Origin of the sequence: Rhodopila sp., from assembly GCF_965277825.1 — a bacterium.
GTDB lineage: Bacteria > Pseudomonadota > Alphaproteobacteria > Acetobacterales > Acetobacteraceae > Rhodopila.
In genome coordinates this window covers 1,709,975-1,724,319 of sequence record NZ_OZ255846.1, presented here as the reverse complement: position 1 = coordinate 1,724,319, position 14,345 = coordinate 1,709,975, and the positions used below count along the sequence as shown (strand labels likewise).

Genomic DNA, 14,345 nt, shown 5'->3' with positions numbered 1-14,345 from the left:
CGTCAGCACTACAAGCACCGCCTGCGAGCCGAGCATGGTCGAGATGTTGCCCAGGACAGGAACGCCTCTGGGCGCAGCATGCCGAACACCGCTCCAAGCGCCAGCAGCGCAACCTTTAGGGCATAGGCCTCCGCGATGCGGACCCAGTTGAAGTGGCGCTGCCGGCGGTCGGGAACCGCGATGGTCGCGGCCGGCGGTGTGTTGGTCATATCGCGGCGACTCCGTGCGGTGCGCTCGATGCGGCAACCGCCGAACCAGCGGCGCCACCGCGCAGGCAAAGCGCGGCGATCCGTTCCTTGGTGATTGCGGCCCCGGTCAACTCGCCCACAATCGCGCCGCGGGCGAAGATCAGCACGCGGTCACACATCTGGGCCAACTGCCCGAAATCCGTGCTGGCGATCATGATCGCGACGCCGCGCTTGGCAGCCTCGGCGAGCGCGGCGAACAGGTGCTGACGCGCACCGACATCGACCCCTTGCGTCGGCTCGTCCAGCATCAGCAGCTTCGGGTCGATCTGCAACCACTTGGCCATCAGCGCCTTCTGCTGGTTGCCGCCCGAGAGCGAGGCCAAGGTCATCGCCGGATCGTTCGGCCGCACCTGATAATCCTGCCCGAGCCTGGCGGCGCGCCGGAAAATGCCGCCCCAGTCGAGCAGCAGCGCGTGGAACTCGTTCAACACCGGAAGCGATACGTTGTCGGCAACCGACAGTGCGCCGATGCCGGCTGCGCCCAGCCGGTCCGAGGGCAGCAGCACGAGACCCTCGGTGATTGCCGCATCCGGCGTCATGCCGCGCACCGCTCGGTCAGGCTTTCCCGCGAGCGCCAGCGTCCCGCTGCGCGCTGTCCGTGCGCCATGCAGGAGGTAGGGCAGATCGTCGAACCCGGAGCCGATCAGCCCGGCAAATCCAAGCACCTCGCCGCGCCGGATGTCGAGCGAGACGCCCGATAGCGAACCGCCGCTCACCTCACGCACCGCCGCCACCACCGGAGCGCCGGACAGGTCGTGATGTTCCGCGTGGAACAGGTCCACGCGACGGCCGACGATCAGCTCGATGAAGTCCTCATGCGTCGCCCCTTGCGTGGCAAGCGTGCCGGCAACTACCCCATCCCGTAGTACCGTCGCGCGGTCGGTGATCTGCATGATCTCGTCCACGTCGTGCGAAACGAAGATCACCGCGGCGCCGTCGCGCACGATGGCGCGCATCAGCGCGAACAGTTGCTCGACGCCACTTGCCGGCAGGAACGGTGTCGGCTCGTCCAGCACCAGGATGCCGGGGCGCTCATGTTCGCTCGACTGCACCGACTCGAAGGCGCGAACGATCGCGACCAGCGCGCGCTCGACCTGCGGCAGATCCATGATCGGCATCGCCGGGTCGATGTCCAGTCCGAACCGGGCGAAACTCTGGCGCGCAAGGCGGCGCTCCTCGCGCCAGTTCATCCGCCATTTCGTCCGCGTGGCGATCGCCCCGATGCGCAGGTTTTCCAGCACGGTCAGCGACGGAACCAACCCGAGATGCTGGTGGACGAAGGCGAGGCCCAGCCGCTCGGTCGTCCCGGCAGGCACCGGCAGCGGCACCGGCTCACCATGGATCAACAGTTGGGCGCCTGCCTCCGGGTCATGATAACCGGAGAGGATCTTGATCAGCGTCGATTTGCCGGAGCCATTCTGGCCAAGCAGCCCGAGCACCTCGCCCGGCAGAACATCGATCGAGACGTCATTCAGCGCGTGCGCCCCGCCGAAGCGCTTGGAGAAATGGCGCACCGAGAGTGCCGGGGGTTCTCCAGGCCGGCGCGGCTTCGGTGGGACATAGCTCACTTCAGCATCCACAACTTGTTGTAGCCGGCGATGAACTGATCGCCGTAACCATGGACGTAATCCGCTGGCGTCCCCGCGTCCTTGGCGTTGTGGCTGTCGAAAATGTAGAACGGCACATAGAGTTCCGTGTAGGTCTTGAGCCCGCACAGTTTGCGCATATAGCCGTCAAGAATCGAGCGAGCGATCCAGCCCATGCTCTCGCCGACGTCCATCTCGACCTGTCCGCGCTGCAGATCGTCGATCACGAACGGGGTGCCATTGAAGGTTGCAATCTTCACCTTCCCGGTTCGGCCGGTGATCGTAATGGCAGGAATCACGAACTGCGACATGCTGTCGTAGATCGGGATGATGGTGTTGATGTTGGGATCCGCGATCAAAGCCGACTGCACGCTGGTCTTGATCTTCGTCGACCACTCCGGCACCGGTGCGTTGATATACTTGTATTTACACTGCGGGCCACAGACGCTTTTCAAGCGTCGTGGTGATGCCCTTCACGAACGGCGCGGTCGGGATGATCTCGTCGGAGCCGATGATCAGCGCGTCGACCTTGCCGTCGGTCTTCAACGTCACCCAATTGGCCAGCAGTTCGCCGACCGAGTGGTAAGGGATGGCCAGTGAGAGATCCACGCTGGGGTCCGGCTTCTGGATCGTCTCATAGAGGTGGGAGGTGAAAACCTGCAGCCCCGCCTTGTGGGCGTCCGCAATCTGCGGGCCCAGCACCGCGGGGTTGGTGCCGCCAAGCAGGTCGATCGCATCGAACTTGTTGTTGATGGCGAATTCGATGCCTTGCACCCATTGCGTGGGGCGCGCCTGATTCTCCCACTCGACGACCTGGAAGCCGATCTGCTTCGCCACTTGTGTCATTGCGATCGCGATGTTCTTGGTGAACGGGTTGGCGCTGGACACAGGGATCGTCAGTATCTTCTTCCCCGCCATGCATTTAGCCGCATCGAACGGCGGGCCGGGAGGGGTAAATGTCGGCAGCGAGGTGTGCTGATCCACTACCGCCTTGGCGGCTGCTAGATCAGGCGTTGCCGCTCGCGCCATGCGCCACTCGCGCACACGGCCACGCCGATGATCAGCGAAACCAGAGCCGAGCTGAAAATTCGCATCGAGCCACTCCCCATCTGCGGCATGCTGCCACTGCGTCGCAGTTAATAGGCACGAAGCATGCCGTTTCGGTCTGCACGAAGCGTGCTGTTTCAGCGCTGGATCAGGTGGTCCACGGCTGATCGCATCCGTCGTCTGCACGCTGCTGTCGCGCCGTCTCTGCGACGGCTATACTCACGCGGAACAAGCACAACCGACACGGAGGCAAAATGTCCGCCAAGGGCGAGATTCGCGAGTTGCTGGCGCGCTATTGCTTTGCCCTCGATGCTGACCGGTTTGAGGAGATGGCAGCGTTGTTCGCCCCGGACGGTGTTTGGGAGACGGCCTTCGGCACCGGTACCGGCCGAGATGGGATCATCGCGCAGGCGCGCAGCATCGCCAATGGGCCGCGGCCGAAGCGCGTGCATCTGACCACCAACATCGTGATCGAAGTGGACGGAGACTCTGCGACGGCGCGGTCGAACTGGGCACTGATACAGAACACGCCGGATGGTCCGGCGATCGCTTCGGGAGGCGCCTACCACGACTCCCTGGTGAAGCTCGAAGGGCGCTGGCTATTCGAGCACCGCAGCATCGACCGCTTCATCGCGCCGGGGCAGGGCTGAGCCCGCGGCGTGTGTCGCGGTCGCCACTCAAACGACCTCGTTACCGCGAGGCTAGTGTTGCTTGTCGCCCAGGAAGGTATCGTCACGTGAATCGCGACCAAACTTGGGACCGACGACTTCGATGTCCAATTTCCGCAGGGCTTGCGTGAGCGACGTGCGACGCCCCCCTGCGGCGACACGAACCCCGGACCCCGACTACCGGTTGGCGCGCTCACCCTGAACCTTAGGCGACGACGCGGCATCCAAATCCGCCCGCATCTCCTCAGGTGGGCGCATGCCTTCGGTGGTTCCGGAAAGCGGGTCGTTCAGACCCCCAACCCCACGCGCATCGCCCCCTGTGCTCTGATGTCGTTTCAGTGACGCACGGTTCCAGAGTAGAAAGGCAATCACCAGAGCGAAGGTGATGATCGCCAGAGCCAGGATCCAGTCCATGCTTTTTACCTGCCCAAACGTATACCGACTAAGCACCTTACGATCCGGACTAGTTGCCTAGGAAATTTCAACTACCGGATGTTTGATGCCGCGGCGATAGAGGGCGGCACACGATACGGATCCGCATCACATGCCCACCTCGTCTACAATAATCGTAAAATCCGCGCTCACGTCACGCGCAAGTGGATAGTGGGTTCTAAGCCTAGCTGTTCGGCCCGCGCTCCATCGAAATCGGCTGCCAGCGCCTCAGCTTGGTGTTCATCAGCACCGCCGGGTTGACGCAGCTCATCGGCCAGCGATTGTTCAGGATCAACGCCAGCTCGCGCCCGACATGGAGTTTCCTGGCCGGATCGAACCGCGCCGAGGCGGATGCTGTATGTGCCGACAGAGTAACGTTCGTCATACCGAGAATTGGATTGTTGTTGCCCGGCGGTTCGATCTCCAGCACGTCCAGCCCGGCATGGGCGATCCAGCCCTCGGACAGCGCCTTGATCAGCGCCGATTCCTGAACCGTCGGACCGCGGCCGGTGTTGATGAACACCGCGGTCTTCTTCATCTGGCGGAAATGCTTCTCCTTCAGCATGCCCTCGGCCTCCGGCGTGGCGGGTGCGTGCATCGAAACGAAATCGGACTGCGCCAATACTTCCTCCAGCGTGCAGGGCAGCACGCCATGTTCCACCATCACCAGCTCCTCGATGAACGGATCATAGGCGATCACCCGCAATCCGAACGGCTTCGCCCGTTTCGCCACCGCCCTGGCGACGTGGCCGAATGCGATCAGCCCCAAGGTCAGGCCCATGATCCGGGGGATTTCCAGCAGCGCCGGGCGGCCCTCGCGCCAACGGCTTTCGCGCACCATGCGGTCCTGCTCGATGGTTCGCCGGTGCGACGCCAGCAGCAGCATCATCGCGTGATCGGCGACTTCCTCGATGAAGGTATGCGGACAGTTGGTCACCGGCATGCCGCGCTGGGTGGCGGCCACAACATCGACGCTGTCGACCCCGACGCTGCCCAGCACGATGGCGCGGCAGCGCTGGGGCAGGCCATCGATGACCTTCTTGCCGAAGCGCATTCCCTTGGCGTAAATCGCGTCCGCGTCCTGCGCGAACTTGATGAAGCCGTCTTCATCGGTCGGCCCCTCGACGATCGCGGCGTCGATGCCGTCCAGCGGTTCCATCTCATATTCGTAGTCCCCGCCATGGGTGCTGAAACTGGCCCCAGCCGGGGTGGCGATCTTGAACTTTGCCAATGTCTATCTCCTCGTGGGGGTTTCGCTCTCAGTGCTGCGGCGGACGCGCCCGCACCGCTTTCTCGTCGATATCGATGCCCCAGCCGGGACCGCTGGGCAGGATGAACTCGCCGTTCTCGATTGTCGGGACAACGGTATAGAACTCGTCGCGCCACGGCGCGCTGTCGATGTCGATCTCCATGACCCGGAAATTTGGCACGATGGCGCTGAACGTCGCGCTGATCGCGCTGCATAGGTGACCATAGAAGTTGTGCGGCGCTACGTTGATTTCATGCACGTCGGCCATTGCCGCGATCTTCGCCGATTCCACCAGCCCGTTCCACACCACGTCGACGATCGCCACGTCGGTGGCGTAGCGTTCCAGGAACGGCTTGAACTCACGTCGCCCGTGCAGCGTCTCGCACGAGGCGATCGGACAGGGCGCCATCCGCTTGATCTCGGCCAGCGCCGGGGCGTCATGAGTGTCGATTTCCAGCCAGGTCAGGTTGGCGTCGGCCACCGCCTCGGCGACGCGCTTGAATCCCTCGGTCTTGAAGTTGAAGTTGGTGTCGAGGTGGATGCCCATCTCCGGGCCGACTGCGTCGCGGATCACAGCAAGCTGCTGGCGCACGCCGCGGGTCAGCTTGTTGTCCCAGTTGAGTTCCGGCCAGCCAACGCCGCGGCCGAACCCGGGCGAATACGATCCCAGGCCGCTATCGGTCAGTGGCAGGATATTCGTCTTCAGTGCTCGGAATCCGCGATCCCGGACCTCGCACGCGTGCCGGCCGAGGTCGTCATAGGATCGCAATTCCGGCACGCCCATCAGCGCCGCGCTGCGCACCCGGTAGGTGCCAAAATGAGACCAATACACCGGGATTCGCTCCCGGATCGGGCCGCCGAACAGTGCCGCCACCGGCACGCCATAGGCTTTGCCGGCAATATCCAATAGCGCGTTCTCGATCGCCGCGATCGCCTGCTGGTTCAACCCGCCCCTGGACTGGCGCGTCAGCACGTGCAGGTGCTGGGTCACTTGCTCGAACCGGCGCGGATCGCATCCGATCAGCATCGGCGACAAGCCGCGGATCACGTCGGAAAGGCCTGTACTGCCGAAGCTCTCGTTGAACTCCGACCAGCCGATGATGCCGTCGCTGGTGGTGATTTTCAGGAACGAAAACATGCGCCATGCTGCGTCGGCCTGAAACGTGTCCACCCGAGTGATTTTCATGGTTCCCCCCGGACAACGTTGCTGAATCCGCCTCCCCGAGGAAAGCTTCCCCCGAGGCGATGTTGCCCTGGGAAAGCATACCCTCGGGAAACCTTGCAACGAGGCGTGATGATCGCGCTATCACGCCGCCTGACGATTCCAAGCACGCCGGGCGGATCGGGGCAAGTTCAGCTGGCCATGGTTATGGCGCGATGTCCCAGAACGGATGTGCCCCATAGTAGGCATAGACCCCGCGCGCCCAGGCGTCATCGTTCCACTCCGCGGTTGCTTCATCGGTATATGACGGCGCTCCTTCGAGCACGTCCCGATCGATGTCGACGACGTAACCGCCCACCTCGGTGTTGTAGCAAAGCTTCTCCCACGGCAGCGGGTAGTAGCGGTCTCCGATTCCCAGGAAGCCGCCGAAACTGAGGATGGCATAAGCGATGCGTGCGCTGGACTTGTCGATCATCACGTCCTCGATGAGGCCAAGCTTCTCAAGCGCCGGGTTGTAGACCGTGGTGCCCTGCACCTGCTTTGCCGCGATCAGGTGACCGGACGGGTTGGTAGTGTCTTCGAGGCTTGCCATGAGCAACTCCTGTCGCTGATCACCAATGCAACGCACAAGCTGCGCGAAAGTTACTGATTATGGTGGCGCGTGCCTGCCGTGCCATGTCGACGCAGGCAGGCCAACCACAGGAGGCTGCCGTGGACGTATCGCGAACCATTTTCCTGACAGTCGTCGGACTGTGCATCGCCGGTTGCACCTCCAACCCGGAGGCGCCGGTCAATCAGGCCTTCCCGATTCGACAAATGGATCACTTCTTCGGTTCACTAGGGGAGCCTCAAGGTGCGCCGAACCAGTATTCCAACGCGGAACCGGACTACACCCATCATCGCGGCTACGCGCCAGCCTATCCGGCTTATCCGGCCAACTGATACACGCGTCACCGCTCACGTACAACGCCGATCAGTCCGCGGCGCCCTGGCCCACCCGGAAAGCGGCCATCGGATACGCCCCCAGCACCCGCATTTCTGTCGAAAAAAATGACAACTCCTCTAGCGCTCGGCGTACAGAGGTATGTTCGGGGTGGCCTTCCACATCGCACAGGAACTGCGTCGCGGTGAACGCGCCGTTAATCATGTAGCTCTCCAGCCGGGTCATGTTCACGCCATTGGTCGCAAACCCCCCCAGCGCCTTGTACAGCGCAGCAGGCACGTTCCGAACCCGGAACACAAACGTGGTCATCAGGTTCCGCGTCGCTGGATCCACCGCGGCCGCTCGGGGTGCCACCACGTAGAACCGAGTGGTGTTGTGCGCCGCGTCCTCGACGTTCGCGCGCAGGATGTTCAGACCATAGATCTCCGCCGCTAGCGCCGAGGCGATCGCCGCATCCTCCTTGCGGCCCCACCCGGCGACCAGTTCGGCGGCGCCGGCGGTGTCGGCCTCCACCACCGGCGTCAGGTCCAGTTCGGCCAGGATGCGCCGCACCTGGCCCAGCGCGACGCTGTGCGAGTGCGCCCGTCGGATCTCGTCGATGCGGGCGCCCCTGACCGCCAGCAGGCAGTGCTCCACCCGCTGGAACTGCTCGCCGATGATGTAGAGCCCGGAGTCCGGCAACAACTGGTGGATGTCGGAAACCCGGCCCGCCAGGCTGTTTTCGCACGGCAACATGCCGAGAGCGGCGCGGCCATCGCGGACCGCGTCGATCGCCGCCTCGAACGACGCGCAGGGCAGCGTCGTCATCGCCGGATAGGCGTTGCGGCAGGCCAGGTCGGAATACGCACCCGGTACTCCCTGGAACGAGATCATGCCGGTCATTGCCGCCGCGTGCCGCCGCGTTCCGCCAGAATCGCGCGGGCACGTTCCAGGTCCTCGGCGGTGTCGACCCCGAACGGGCCATGCTCCATCCGCGCGCAGCCAATCCGCATGCCGTCCTCCAGCGCCCGCAACTGTTCCAGGTTCTCACGCTGCTCCAGCGGGCTGGGCGGCAGCGACACGTAACGGTCCAGTGCCGCCCGCCGGAACGCGTAGATTCCGACATGGTGCCAGCGCGGACCCAGGCCCCAGGGGATCGCCTGGCGCGAGAAATACAGCGCCGGGGCGATCGTCTGTCCGTCCGCGAAGCTACAGGCGGCCTTCACGAACGATACTGTTGTTGCCTCGATCTCGTCGCGGATCGGCACCACCAGAGTGCCGATATCGACCCTCGGGTCGTCCAGCGGCATGATCACCAGACGCAGGCCGGCCGGATCCAGTGTCGGAAAATCGCCCTGCAGGTTGACCACAACGTCGTGCCGGCGGTCGGGGTCGAGTTCCGCCAGTGCGGCATGTACCCGGTCCGAACCGGACGGCAGCGCCGGATCGGTCAGCACCGCGCGGCCGCCGGCTTCGCGTACCGCCGCTGCGATCTCGGGGTCGCCGCAGGCCACCGCCACGGGCCCAATGCCGGCCTCGCGCCCGCGTTCCAGCATACGCACGATCATCGGCTTGCCGGCAATATCGGCCAACGGCTTGTCGGGCAGCCGGGTCGAGGCAAGGCGCGCGGGAATCACCACGATCGGGTTCACGGCAAGCCAGCTTTCCGCGAGAGGTCAGCCGCAACGCCCATCGCGGCGCCAACCGCTGCGTCCAGTGGGGCGTCCGTTGGGGCGTCCGCCACGGCACGCCGAACCGGCCGGGCGTTTCGCAGGCGGGTTGAAGACATGATTTGACACTCTTATCCTGCTCCAGCTTAGGGGCCCGCTCATGCGGGTGCAACGCCGGCTGGGCGGGTTTCGCCCAGCCAACCGGATCCCGGCCGCCTGTCACAGGATGAGAAAGCTTCGTCGCATGGCCGCGCCTTGACCGCCGACCTCGACCGTTACCTCGCCGCCGCGCTGGCCGCCGCGGACGCCGCCGGACCGCTGATCCGGCGGTGGTTTCGCGGCTCCCCTGTGGCCGACCTGAAGCCCGATCAGTCCCCCGTCACCGCCGCCGACCGCGATGCCGAAACGGCGATGCGCGACACGCTGATCCGGCTGTGCCCCGAGTGCGGCATCCTGGGCGAGGAATTCGGCGCGCACCGGCCCGAGGCGCGGCTGCGCTGGGTGCTGGACCCGATCGACGGCACCCGGGCCTTCATCACCGGGCGGCCGACGTTCGGCACCTTGGTGGCACTGCTCGATGGCGACACGCCGTGGCTGGGCATCATCGACCAGCCGGTGACCAGCGAGCGCTGGATCGGGGTCGCTGGCCGCGCGACCGTTTTCTCCGGCCCGCTGGGCGGTCGTGTAGGCACACGCGTCTGTGCAGACCTGGCGCGGGCCGAACTGTCGGCCACCAGCCCGGACATGTTCGGCGCCGATCTGACGCGCTTCCGGCGGCTGGCCGGGCAGGTCCGCCGCAACTCCTGGGGCGGCGACTGCTACGCCTATGGCCTGCTGGCGCTGGGCCAGATCGACGTGATCGTGGAATGCGACCTCAAACCCTGGGACTGGGCGGCGCTGCTGCCGGTGATCGCCGGTGCGGGCGGCGTGCTGACCGACTGGTTCGGCAATCCGCCACGCCTCGATGGCGATGGACGGGTGATCGCGGTCGGCGATTCTTCCCTGTTGCCCGCGGTGATCGAGGCGCTGAACTGAACCCTGCCGGGCTGAACCCCGCTGGGTTGATCCCTGGCACCGCGCGGGCCGCCTTACCTGCCACCCTGACGCAGCGGTAGATTGGTCCGATAGACCAGCCGCTTCAGCGCCAGCGCCGACTCGAACGACTGCACCCCCTGGATGTGGGTCAGCCGCCCGCGCAGGAACGTCTCATACGCCGCGACATCGGACGCCACCACCCGCAGCAGGTAGTCGCTCGCCCCGGTCATCTCGTACATCTCCATCACCTCGGGGCAGGCCTCGATCGCTCGTTCGAACCCGCGCAGCGTCTCGTCCTTGTGGTTGGCCAGCTTCACCGTGACGAACACGTTCACCGGCAGTCCCACCTTGTCCTGATCCAGCAGTGCGACGTAGCGAGTGATTACGCCGGCTTCCTCCAGCAGCCGCTGCCGCCGGTGCGACGGCGAGGGCGACAGATGCGCCGCCTCGCTCAATTCCTGTGCCGTTGCCCGGCCGTTGGCCTGCAGATGATCCAGTATCAGAAGGTCCAGCCGGTCCAGCTCCATTCACCCGTCCCAATCCTGCGCAACCGGCCAATCTTAGCGGTTCCTGCTAAAATGAACGCTCGGCGCCGGCCACTATGGCAAGCTTTTACCCACCGCCATACCTACTATGTAGTATCGAGCCAGCTTGAAGGGACGAATGCCCATGGATATCGGTCTTGCGCCCGCCGAGATCAGCTTGGAATCCCGCTTCGCCGATCTCGATCACCCGGTGCTGCTGACCGGCATCCAGGCGCTGCTGAGGGTGCTGCTGGAACAGCGTCGCCTGGATCAGGCGGCCGGCCTTAACACCGCGGCGCTGGTGTCGGGCTACCGAGGCTCGCCGCTTGGCGGCCTCGATCGCGAGCTGTGGGTGCGCAAGAAACTGATGGCCGCGAACGGCATCCGCTTCGAGCCTGGGATCAACGAAGACCTCGCCGCAACCATGCTGTACGGCACGCAGGAGCTCGACGCCTTCCCGAACCCGCTTGTCGATGGCGTCTATGGCATGTGGTACGGCAAGGGACCCGGGGTCGATCGGTCCGGCGACGCGTTGCATTGCGCCAACATGTCCGGCACTCACAAGCACGGCGGCGTGCTGGCGATCGCCGGGGACGACCACGGCGCGCACTCCTCCACCTATCCGCACCAGACCGAATACGTTTTCCAGAACTGCTTCATCCCGGTGCTTAACCCGGCCTCGGTGCAGGACGTGATCGACCTCGGGCTGGCCGGGCTGGCGATGTCGCGTTTCGCCGGCGTCTGGGTTGCGCTGAAGACCACCGCGGAGACCATGGAACAGGCCTCCACCGCCATCGTGCCCGCGGCACGCCGCTTCGTCACCCCCGACATCGCGCTGCCGGCGCACGGGCTGAACTTCGACCCGACGATGCATTTCCCGGCCGACCGCGCCGAACTGGAACGCCGGATGATCGAGGAGCGGATGCCGGCGCTGCTCGCCTGGGCGCGGGCCAATGGTATCGACCGGGTGGTTGCGGGTTCAGCGGACGCCGGCATCGGCGTGGTCACCGTCGGCAAGGCGCACGAAGACACCATGCACGCGCTGCGCCGGCTTGGCCTGGAGGCGCATCCGCAACTGGCGATCTACAAGGTGGCGATGACCTGGCCGCTGGAGACCGAGGGCCTGCGCGAGTTCGCCCGCGGCAAGCGCCAGATCCTGGTCGTCGAGGAGAAACGCAGCTTCGTCGAGAGCCAGATCCGCGACGCGTTGTATCACCTGCCGGCCGACCAGCGCCCGGAGATCAGCGGCAAGACCACGCCGCGGGGCGAGGCATTGCTGTCGCCGCTGATGGAACTGTCGCCGGAAGCTGTCGCCGGCGGCCTGACCAGCTTCCTGGGCGCCGCCGGGCTGAACCTGCCGGCCGCGCCCGCACCTGTGCTTGCCGAACGCCCTGACGGGCTGTTGCGCCGCGCCCCGGCGTTCTGCGCCGGCTGCCCACACGCCACTTCGACCAAGCTGCCGGACGGCAGCTTTTCCAGCGCCGGCATCGGCTGTCACTTCATGGCGCTGGACGACGGCCCGAACACCCGCACCTTCGCCCAGATGGGCGGCGAGGGCGCACCGTTCATCGGCCTGTCGACGTTCACAGACGTGAAGCATTTCTTCGCCAATCTGGGCGACGGCACCTATCAGCACTCCGGCAGCTTGGCGATCCGCCAGGCGGTCGCCGCCAAGACCCGCATCACCTACAAGCTGCTGTTCAACGACGCCGTGGCGATGACCGGCGGCCAGCCCACCGAGGGGGCCCCGACGGTCCCCAACATCGCCGCTCAACTTGCAGCCGAGGGGGTCAAGCGCATCGCCGTGGTGGCCGACGAGGCGGATCGGCTGCCACCGGCCTCCGCGTTGCCGGCCGGGGTCACCCGCCACACCCGCGACGAACTGGAGCAGGTGCAGACCGCGCTGCGCGACTTCGAGGGGCCGTCGGTGCTGATCTACGACCAGGTCTGCGCCACCGAAAAGCGCCGCCGCCGCAAGCGCGGGTCGATGGCCCAGCCGCAGCGCCACGTCGTGATCAACCAAGACGTGTGCGAGAATTGCGGCGACTGCTCGGTTCAGTCCGGCTGCATCGCCATCGAGCCGATCGAGACCGAGCTGGGCCGCAAGCGGCGCATCAACCCGACAAGCTGCAACGTCGATTTGTCCTGCCTGAAGGGCTTCTGTCCCAGTTTCGTGACCCAGGCCGGGCCGCCGGCGGCGCCCGACGCGGACACCAGGTGGCAGGGGAAAGAGGCTGAACTCGGCGCCTCGCTGCCGGCCCCAGTGATCCCGTCGCTTGGGGTGTGGCGCGGGCTGTTCGCCGGCATCGGCGGCGGCGGCATCGTCACCTCCGGCGCCATCCTGGCGATGGCCGCGCATCTGGAAGGCCGCGCCGTGAAGACGTTGGACTTCACCGGGCTGGCGCAGAAGAACGGCGCGGTGGTCGCGCATGTGCAGATCGCCGCTGATGAGGCGGCGCTGGACGTCGTGCGCATCCCGCTGGGCAGCGCCGACCTGATGCTGGCCGCCGATCTGGCGGTTGGCTGCCAGGTGGGCGTGCTGGAGCGCAATGCTCCGTCGGCCGTGGTGATCGGCAACATGGACCTTGCCGCCACGGCCGACTTCAAACGCAACGCCGTGCTGTCTATCGATGCCGCGCTGCACCGGCGCACGATCGAGAAGGTCACCGACGCCGACCGATCGATTTGGCTGCATGGGGTGCGCCTCGCCGAACGGCTGTTCGGCAACGCCCAGGCGATGAACACCATGCTGCTGGGCATGGCGTGGCAGCGTGGCGCGGTGCCGGTGGGCGAAGCGGCGATCCTGCGCGCCATCGAACTGAACGGCGCGGCGGTCAAGCTGAACAAGCGCGCCTTCCTGTGGGGCCGCATCCTGGCCGACCAGCCCGGACTGATGAAGCAGATCCTGGAGGGGGTGGATGATGGCCCTCCGGCCGATCTCGAAGTGCTGATCGCGCATCGGATCGAGGCGCTGACCGCCTATCAGTCGCGCCGCTATGCCCGCCGCTACGAAACAATGGTGCGCCAGGTCGTTGGCCGCGAAACCGCCGTCGCCGGTGCCCCCGGACGGCTGTCCAGGGCGGCCGCCGACGGTCTTTTCCGCGTCATGGCGTACAAGGACGAATATGAGGTGGCCCGGCTGCACGCCGCCGCCAGCTACGGCCAGCAGCCGGAGTTCCATATGTCGCCGCCGCTGATCCCCGGGATCGACAAAGCGACCGGACGGCGGCGCAAGATCGCCATCCCCGGCTGGCTGGGACTGCCGCTTTTCCGCCTGCTGCGCCACGGCAAGGCGGTGCGCGGTTCGCTGCTGGACCCGTTCGGCTATCAGACCGAGCGGCGGCAGGAGAAGGCATTGATCGACCAGTATAGCGCCGACCTCGGCTCCATCATGGCCGGCCTGACCCGCGACAACATCGATACCGCGATCGCCCTGGCGGATCTGCCCGATCAGATCCGCGGCTTCGGCCCGGTCAAGCATGCCAACCGGGAGAAGGCCGAGATCCGCCGGACCGAATTGCTGACGACATTCGCAGCCCCTGCCGTCGCGCCACATGCGATGGCGGCGGAGTAGCGGCAGCCGCGAATGCCGGCGAATGATGCGCGCGGCCCACCGGTTCGTCGATAGGCAGCCCAAGGGCCGATCGGCGCCATGTCGGAGCGTATCGTCGTAGCTCAGCAGCCGCCCGCAATCCGCGTTCGTGCGTGTCTGGTTCCGCGACTATGACGCCGCGCACGCCACAGGTGTGAAGCGCGGAAGGTCGATCGGATAACGTACCATCAGCGTTAATCCGCGTGCATC

At 65.7% G+C, this 14,345-nt stretch carries 15 protein-coding genes; 4 read left to right on the top strand and 11 right to left on the bottom strand.

The window, feature by feature from the left end; genetic code table 11:
• Positions 1-8 precede the first annotated feature (8 nt).
• The 4 genes from ACQY4T_RS08680 to ACQY4T_RS08665 are packed head-to-tail and all read right to left on the bottom strand — an operon-like array spanning position 9 to position 3,067.
• Positions 9-209: a hypothetical protein gene (locus ACQY4T_RS08680; RefSeq protein ID WP_428540240.1), complete on the bottom strand. Its 201-nt coding sequence runs from the start codon at positions 207-209 to the stop codon at positions 9-11.
• Positions 206-1,816 (bottom strand): sugar ABC transporter ATP-binding protein, encoded by a 1,611-nt coding sequence (locus tag ACQY4T_RS08675; protein ID WP_428540237.1) that lies wholly within the window; start codon positions 1,814-1,816, stop codon positions 206-208. Before ACQY4T_RS08675 ends, ACQY4T_RS08680 begins: the two co-directional genes overlap by 4 nt.
• The gene (locus tag ACQY4T_RS08670; protein ID WP_428540234.1) at positions 1,813-2,238 is read right to left on the bottom strand and encodes a sugar ABC transporter substrate-binding protein; all 426 of its coding nucleotides are present in this window, start codon (positions 2,236-2,238) and stop codon (positions 1,813-1,815) included. The genes ACQY4T_RS08675 and ACQY4T_RS08670 overlap by 4 nt, the downstream gene beginning before the upstream one ends.
• A 22-nt stretch (positions 2,239-2,260) precedes the next feature.
• Positions 2,261-3,067, bottom strand: coding sequence for a hypothetical protein (locus tag ACQY4T_RS08665; protein WP_428540231.1), 807 nt, complete (start codon positions 3,065-3,067; stop codon positions 2,261-2,263).
• 68 nt (positions 3,068-3,135) lie between these two features.
• Here ACQY4T_RS08665 and ACQY4T_RS08660 point away from each other — a divergent pair, with 68 nt between their 5' ends.
• On the top strand, positions 3,136-3,531 hold the full coding sequence (locus tag ACQY4T_RS08660; protein ID WP_428540228.1) for a nuclear transport factor 2 family protein: 396 nt from the start codon (positions 3,136-3,138) through the stop codon (positions 3,529-3,531).
• Positions 3,532-3,726: 195 nt separating this feature from the next.
• Here ACQY4T_RS08660 and ACQY4T_RS08655 read toward each other — a convergent pair whose 3' ends face one another.
• From ACQY4T_RS08655 to ACQY4T_RS08640, 4 genes are all read right to left on the bottom strand, one after another.
• Complete coding sequence (locus ACQY4T_RS08655) at positions 3,727-3,963, bottom strand: hypothetical protein (RefSeq protein WP_428540226.1); 237 nt, start codon at positions 3,961-3,963, stop codon at positions 3,727-3,729.
• Positions 3,964-4,165: 202 nt separating this feature from the next.
• Positions 4,166-5,212: a C-terminal binding protein gene (locus ACQY4T_RS08650; RefSeq protein WP_428540223.1), complete on the bottom strand. Its 1,047-nt coding sequence runs from the start codon at positions 5,210-5,212 to the stop codon at positions 4,166-4,168.
• 28 nt (positions 5,213-5,240) lie between these two features.
• Positions 5,241-6,416 (bottom strand): mandelate racemase/muconate lactonizing enzyme family protein, encoded by a 1,176-nt coding sequence (locus ACQY4T_RS08645; protein WP_428540220.1) that lies wholly within the window; start codon positions 6,414-6,416, stop codon positions 5,241-5,243.
• A gap of 181 nt (positions 6,417-6,597) precedes the next feature.
• Positions 6,598-6,984 carry a PRC-barrel domain-containing protein gene (locus tag ACQY4T_RS08640; protein ID WP_428540217.1) on the bottom strand — a complete coding sequence of 129 codons (387 nt, stop codon included), beginning with the start codon at positions 6,982-6,984 and terminating at the stop codon, positions 6,598-6,600.
• A gap of 119 nt (positions 6,985-7,103) precedes the next feature.
• Here ACQY4T_RS08640 and ACQY4T_RS08635 point away from each other — a divergent pair, with 119 nt between their 5' ends.
• Positions 7,104-7,334, top strand: a complete 231-nt coding sequence (locus ACQY4T_RS08635) for a hypothetical protein (RefSeq protein WP_428540215.1) — start codon at positions 7,104-7,106, stop codon at positions 7,332-7,334.
• Positions 7,335-7,365: 31 nt separating this feature from the next.
• On the opposite strand, the gene ACQY4T_RS08630 is transcribed toward ACQY4T_RS08635, so the two are convergent.
• Together ACQY4T_RS08630 and ACQY4T_RS08625 are read right to left on the bottom strand one after the other, a co-directional pair.
• Complete coding sequence (locus ACQY4T_RS08630; protein ID WP_428540212.1) at positions 7,366-8,217, bottom strand: prephenate dehydratase; 852 nt, start codon at positions 8,215-8,217, stop codon at positions 7,366-7,368.
• Positions 8,214-8,966 (bottom strand): 3-deoxy-manno-octulosonate cytidylyltransferase, encoded by a 753-nt coding sequence (locus tag ACQY4T_RS08625; protein ID WP_428540209.1) that lies wholly within the window; start codon positions 8,964-8,966, stop codon positions 8,214-8,216. Before ACQY4T_RS08625 ends, ACQY4T_RS08630 begins: the two co-directional genes overlap by 4 nt.
• Before the next feature lie 273 nt (positions 8,967-9,239).
• On the opposite strand from ACQY4T_RS08625, the gene ACQY4T_RS08620 reads away from it, so the two are divergent.
• Positions 9,240-10,019: an inositol monophosphatase family protein gene (locus ACQY4T_RS08620; protein ID WP_428540206.1), complete on the top strand. Its 780-nt coding sequence runs from the start codon at positions 9,240-9,242 to the stop codon at positions 10,017-10,019.
• A 53-nt stretch (positions 10,020-10,072) separates the two neighbouring features.
• Here the strand turns inward: ACQY4T_RS08620 and ACQY4T_RS08615 are convergent, their stop codons facing one another.
• Positions 10,073-10,546, bottom strand: coding sequence for an Lrp/AsnC family transcriptional regulator (locus ACQY4T_RS08615; protein WP_428540203.1), 474 nt, complete (start codon positions 10,544-10,546; stop codon positions 10,073-10,075).
• Positions 10,547-10,688: 142 nt separating this feature from the next.
• Between ACQY4T_RS08615 and ACQY4T_RS08610 the strand changes: the two genes are divergently transcribed.
• Positions 10,689-14,117: an indolepyruvate ferredoxin oxidoreductase family protein gene (locus tag ACQY4T_RS08610; RefSeq protein ID WP_428540200.1), complete on the top strand. Its 3,429-nt coding sequence runs from the start codon at positions 10,689-10,691 to the stop codon at positions 14,115-14,117.
• Positions 14,118-14,345: the final 228 nt, after the last annotated feature.

What these genes read in the sequence shown, in the direction of transcription:
- ACQY4T_RS08630 (WP_428540212.1), bottom strand. Translation starts at nt 8,217, where the DNA reads ATGACCGGCATGATCTCGTTCCAGGGAGTACCGGGTGCGTATTCCGAC.
- ACQY4T_RS08640 (WP_428540217.1), bottom strand. Translation starts at nt 6,984, where the DNA reads ATGGCAAGCCTCGAAGACACTACCAACCCGTCCGGTCACCTGATCGCG.
- ACQY4T_RS08655 (WP_428540226.1), bottom strand. Translation starts at nt 3,963, where the DNA reads ATGGACTGGATCCTGGCTCTGGCGATCATCACCTTCGCTCTGGTGATT.
- ACQY4T_RS08645 (WP_428540220.1), bottom strand. Translation starts at nt 6,416, where the DNA reads ATGAAAATCACTCGGGTGGACACGTTTCAGGCCGACGCAGCATGGCGC.
- ACQY4T_RS08680 (WP_428540240.1), bottom strand. Translation starts at nt 209, where the DNA reads ATGACCAACACACCGCCGGCCGCGACCATCGCGGTTCCCGACCGCCGG.
- ACQY4T_RS08610 (WP_428540200.1), top strand. Translation starts at nt 10,689, where the DNA reads ATGGATATCGGTCTTGCGCCCGCCGAGATCAGCTTGGAATCCCGCTTC.
- ACQY4T_RS08615 (WP_428540203.1), bottom strand. Translation starts at nt 10,546, where the DNA reads ATGGAGCTGGACCGGCTGGACCTTCTGATACTGGATCATCTGCAGGCC.
- ACQY4T_RS08660 (WP_428540228.1), top strand. Translation starts at nt 3,136, where the DNA reads ATGTCCGCCAAGGGCGAGATTCGCGAGTTGCTGGCGCGCTATTGCTTT.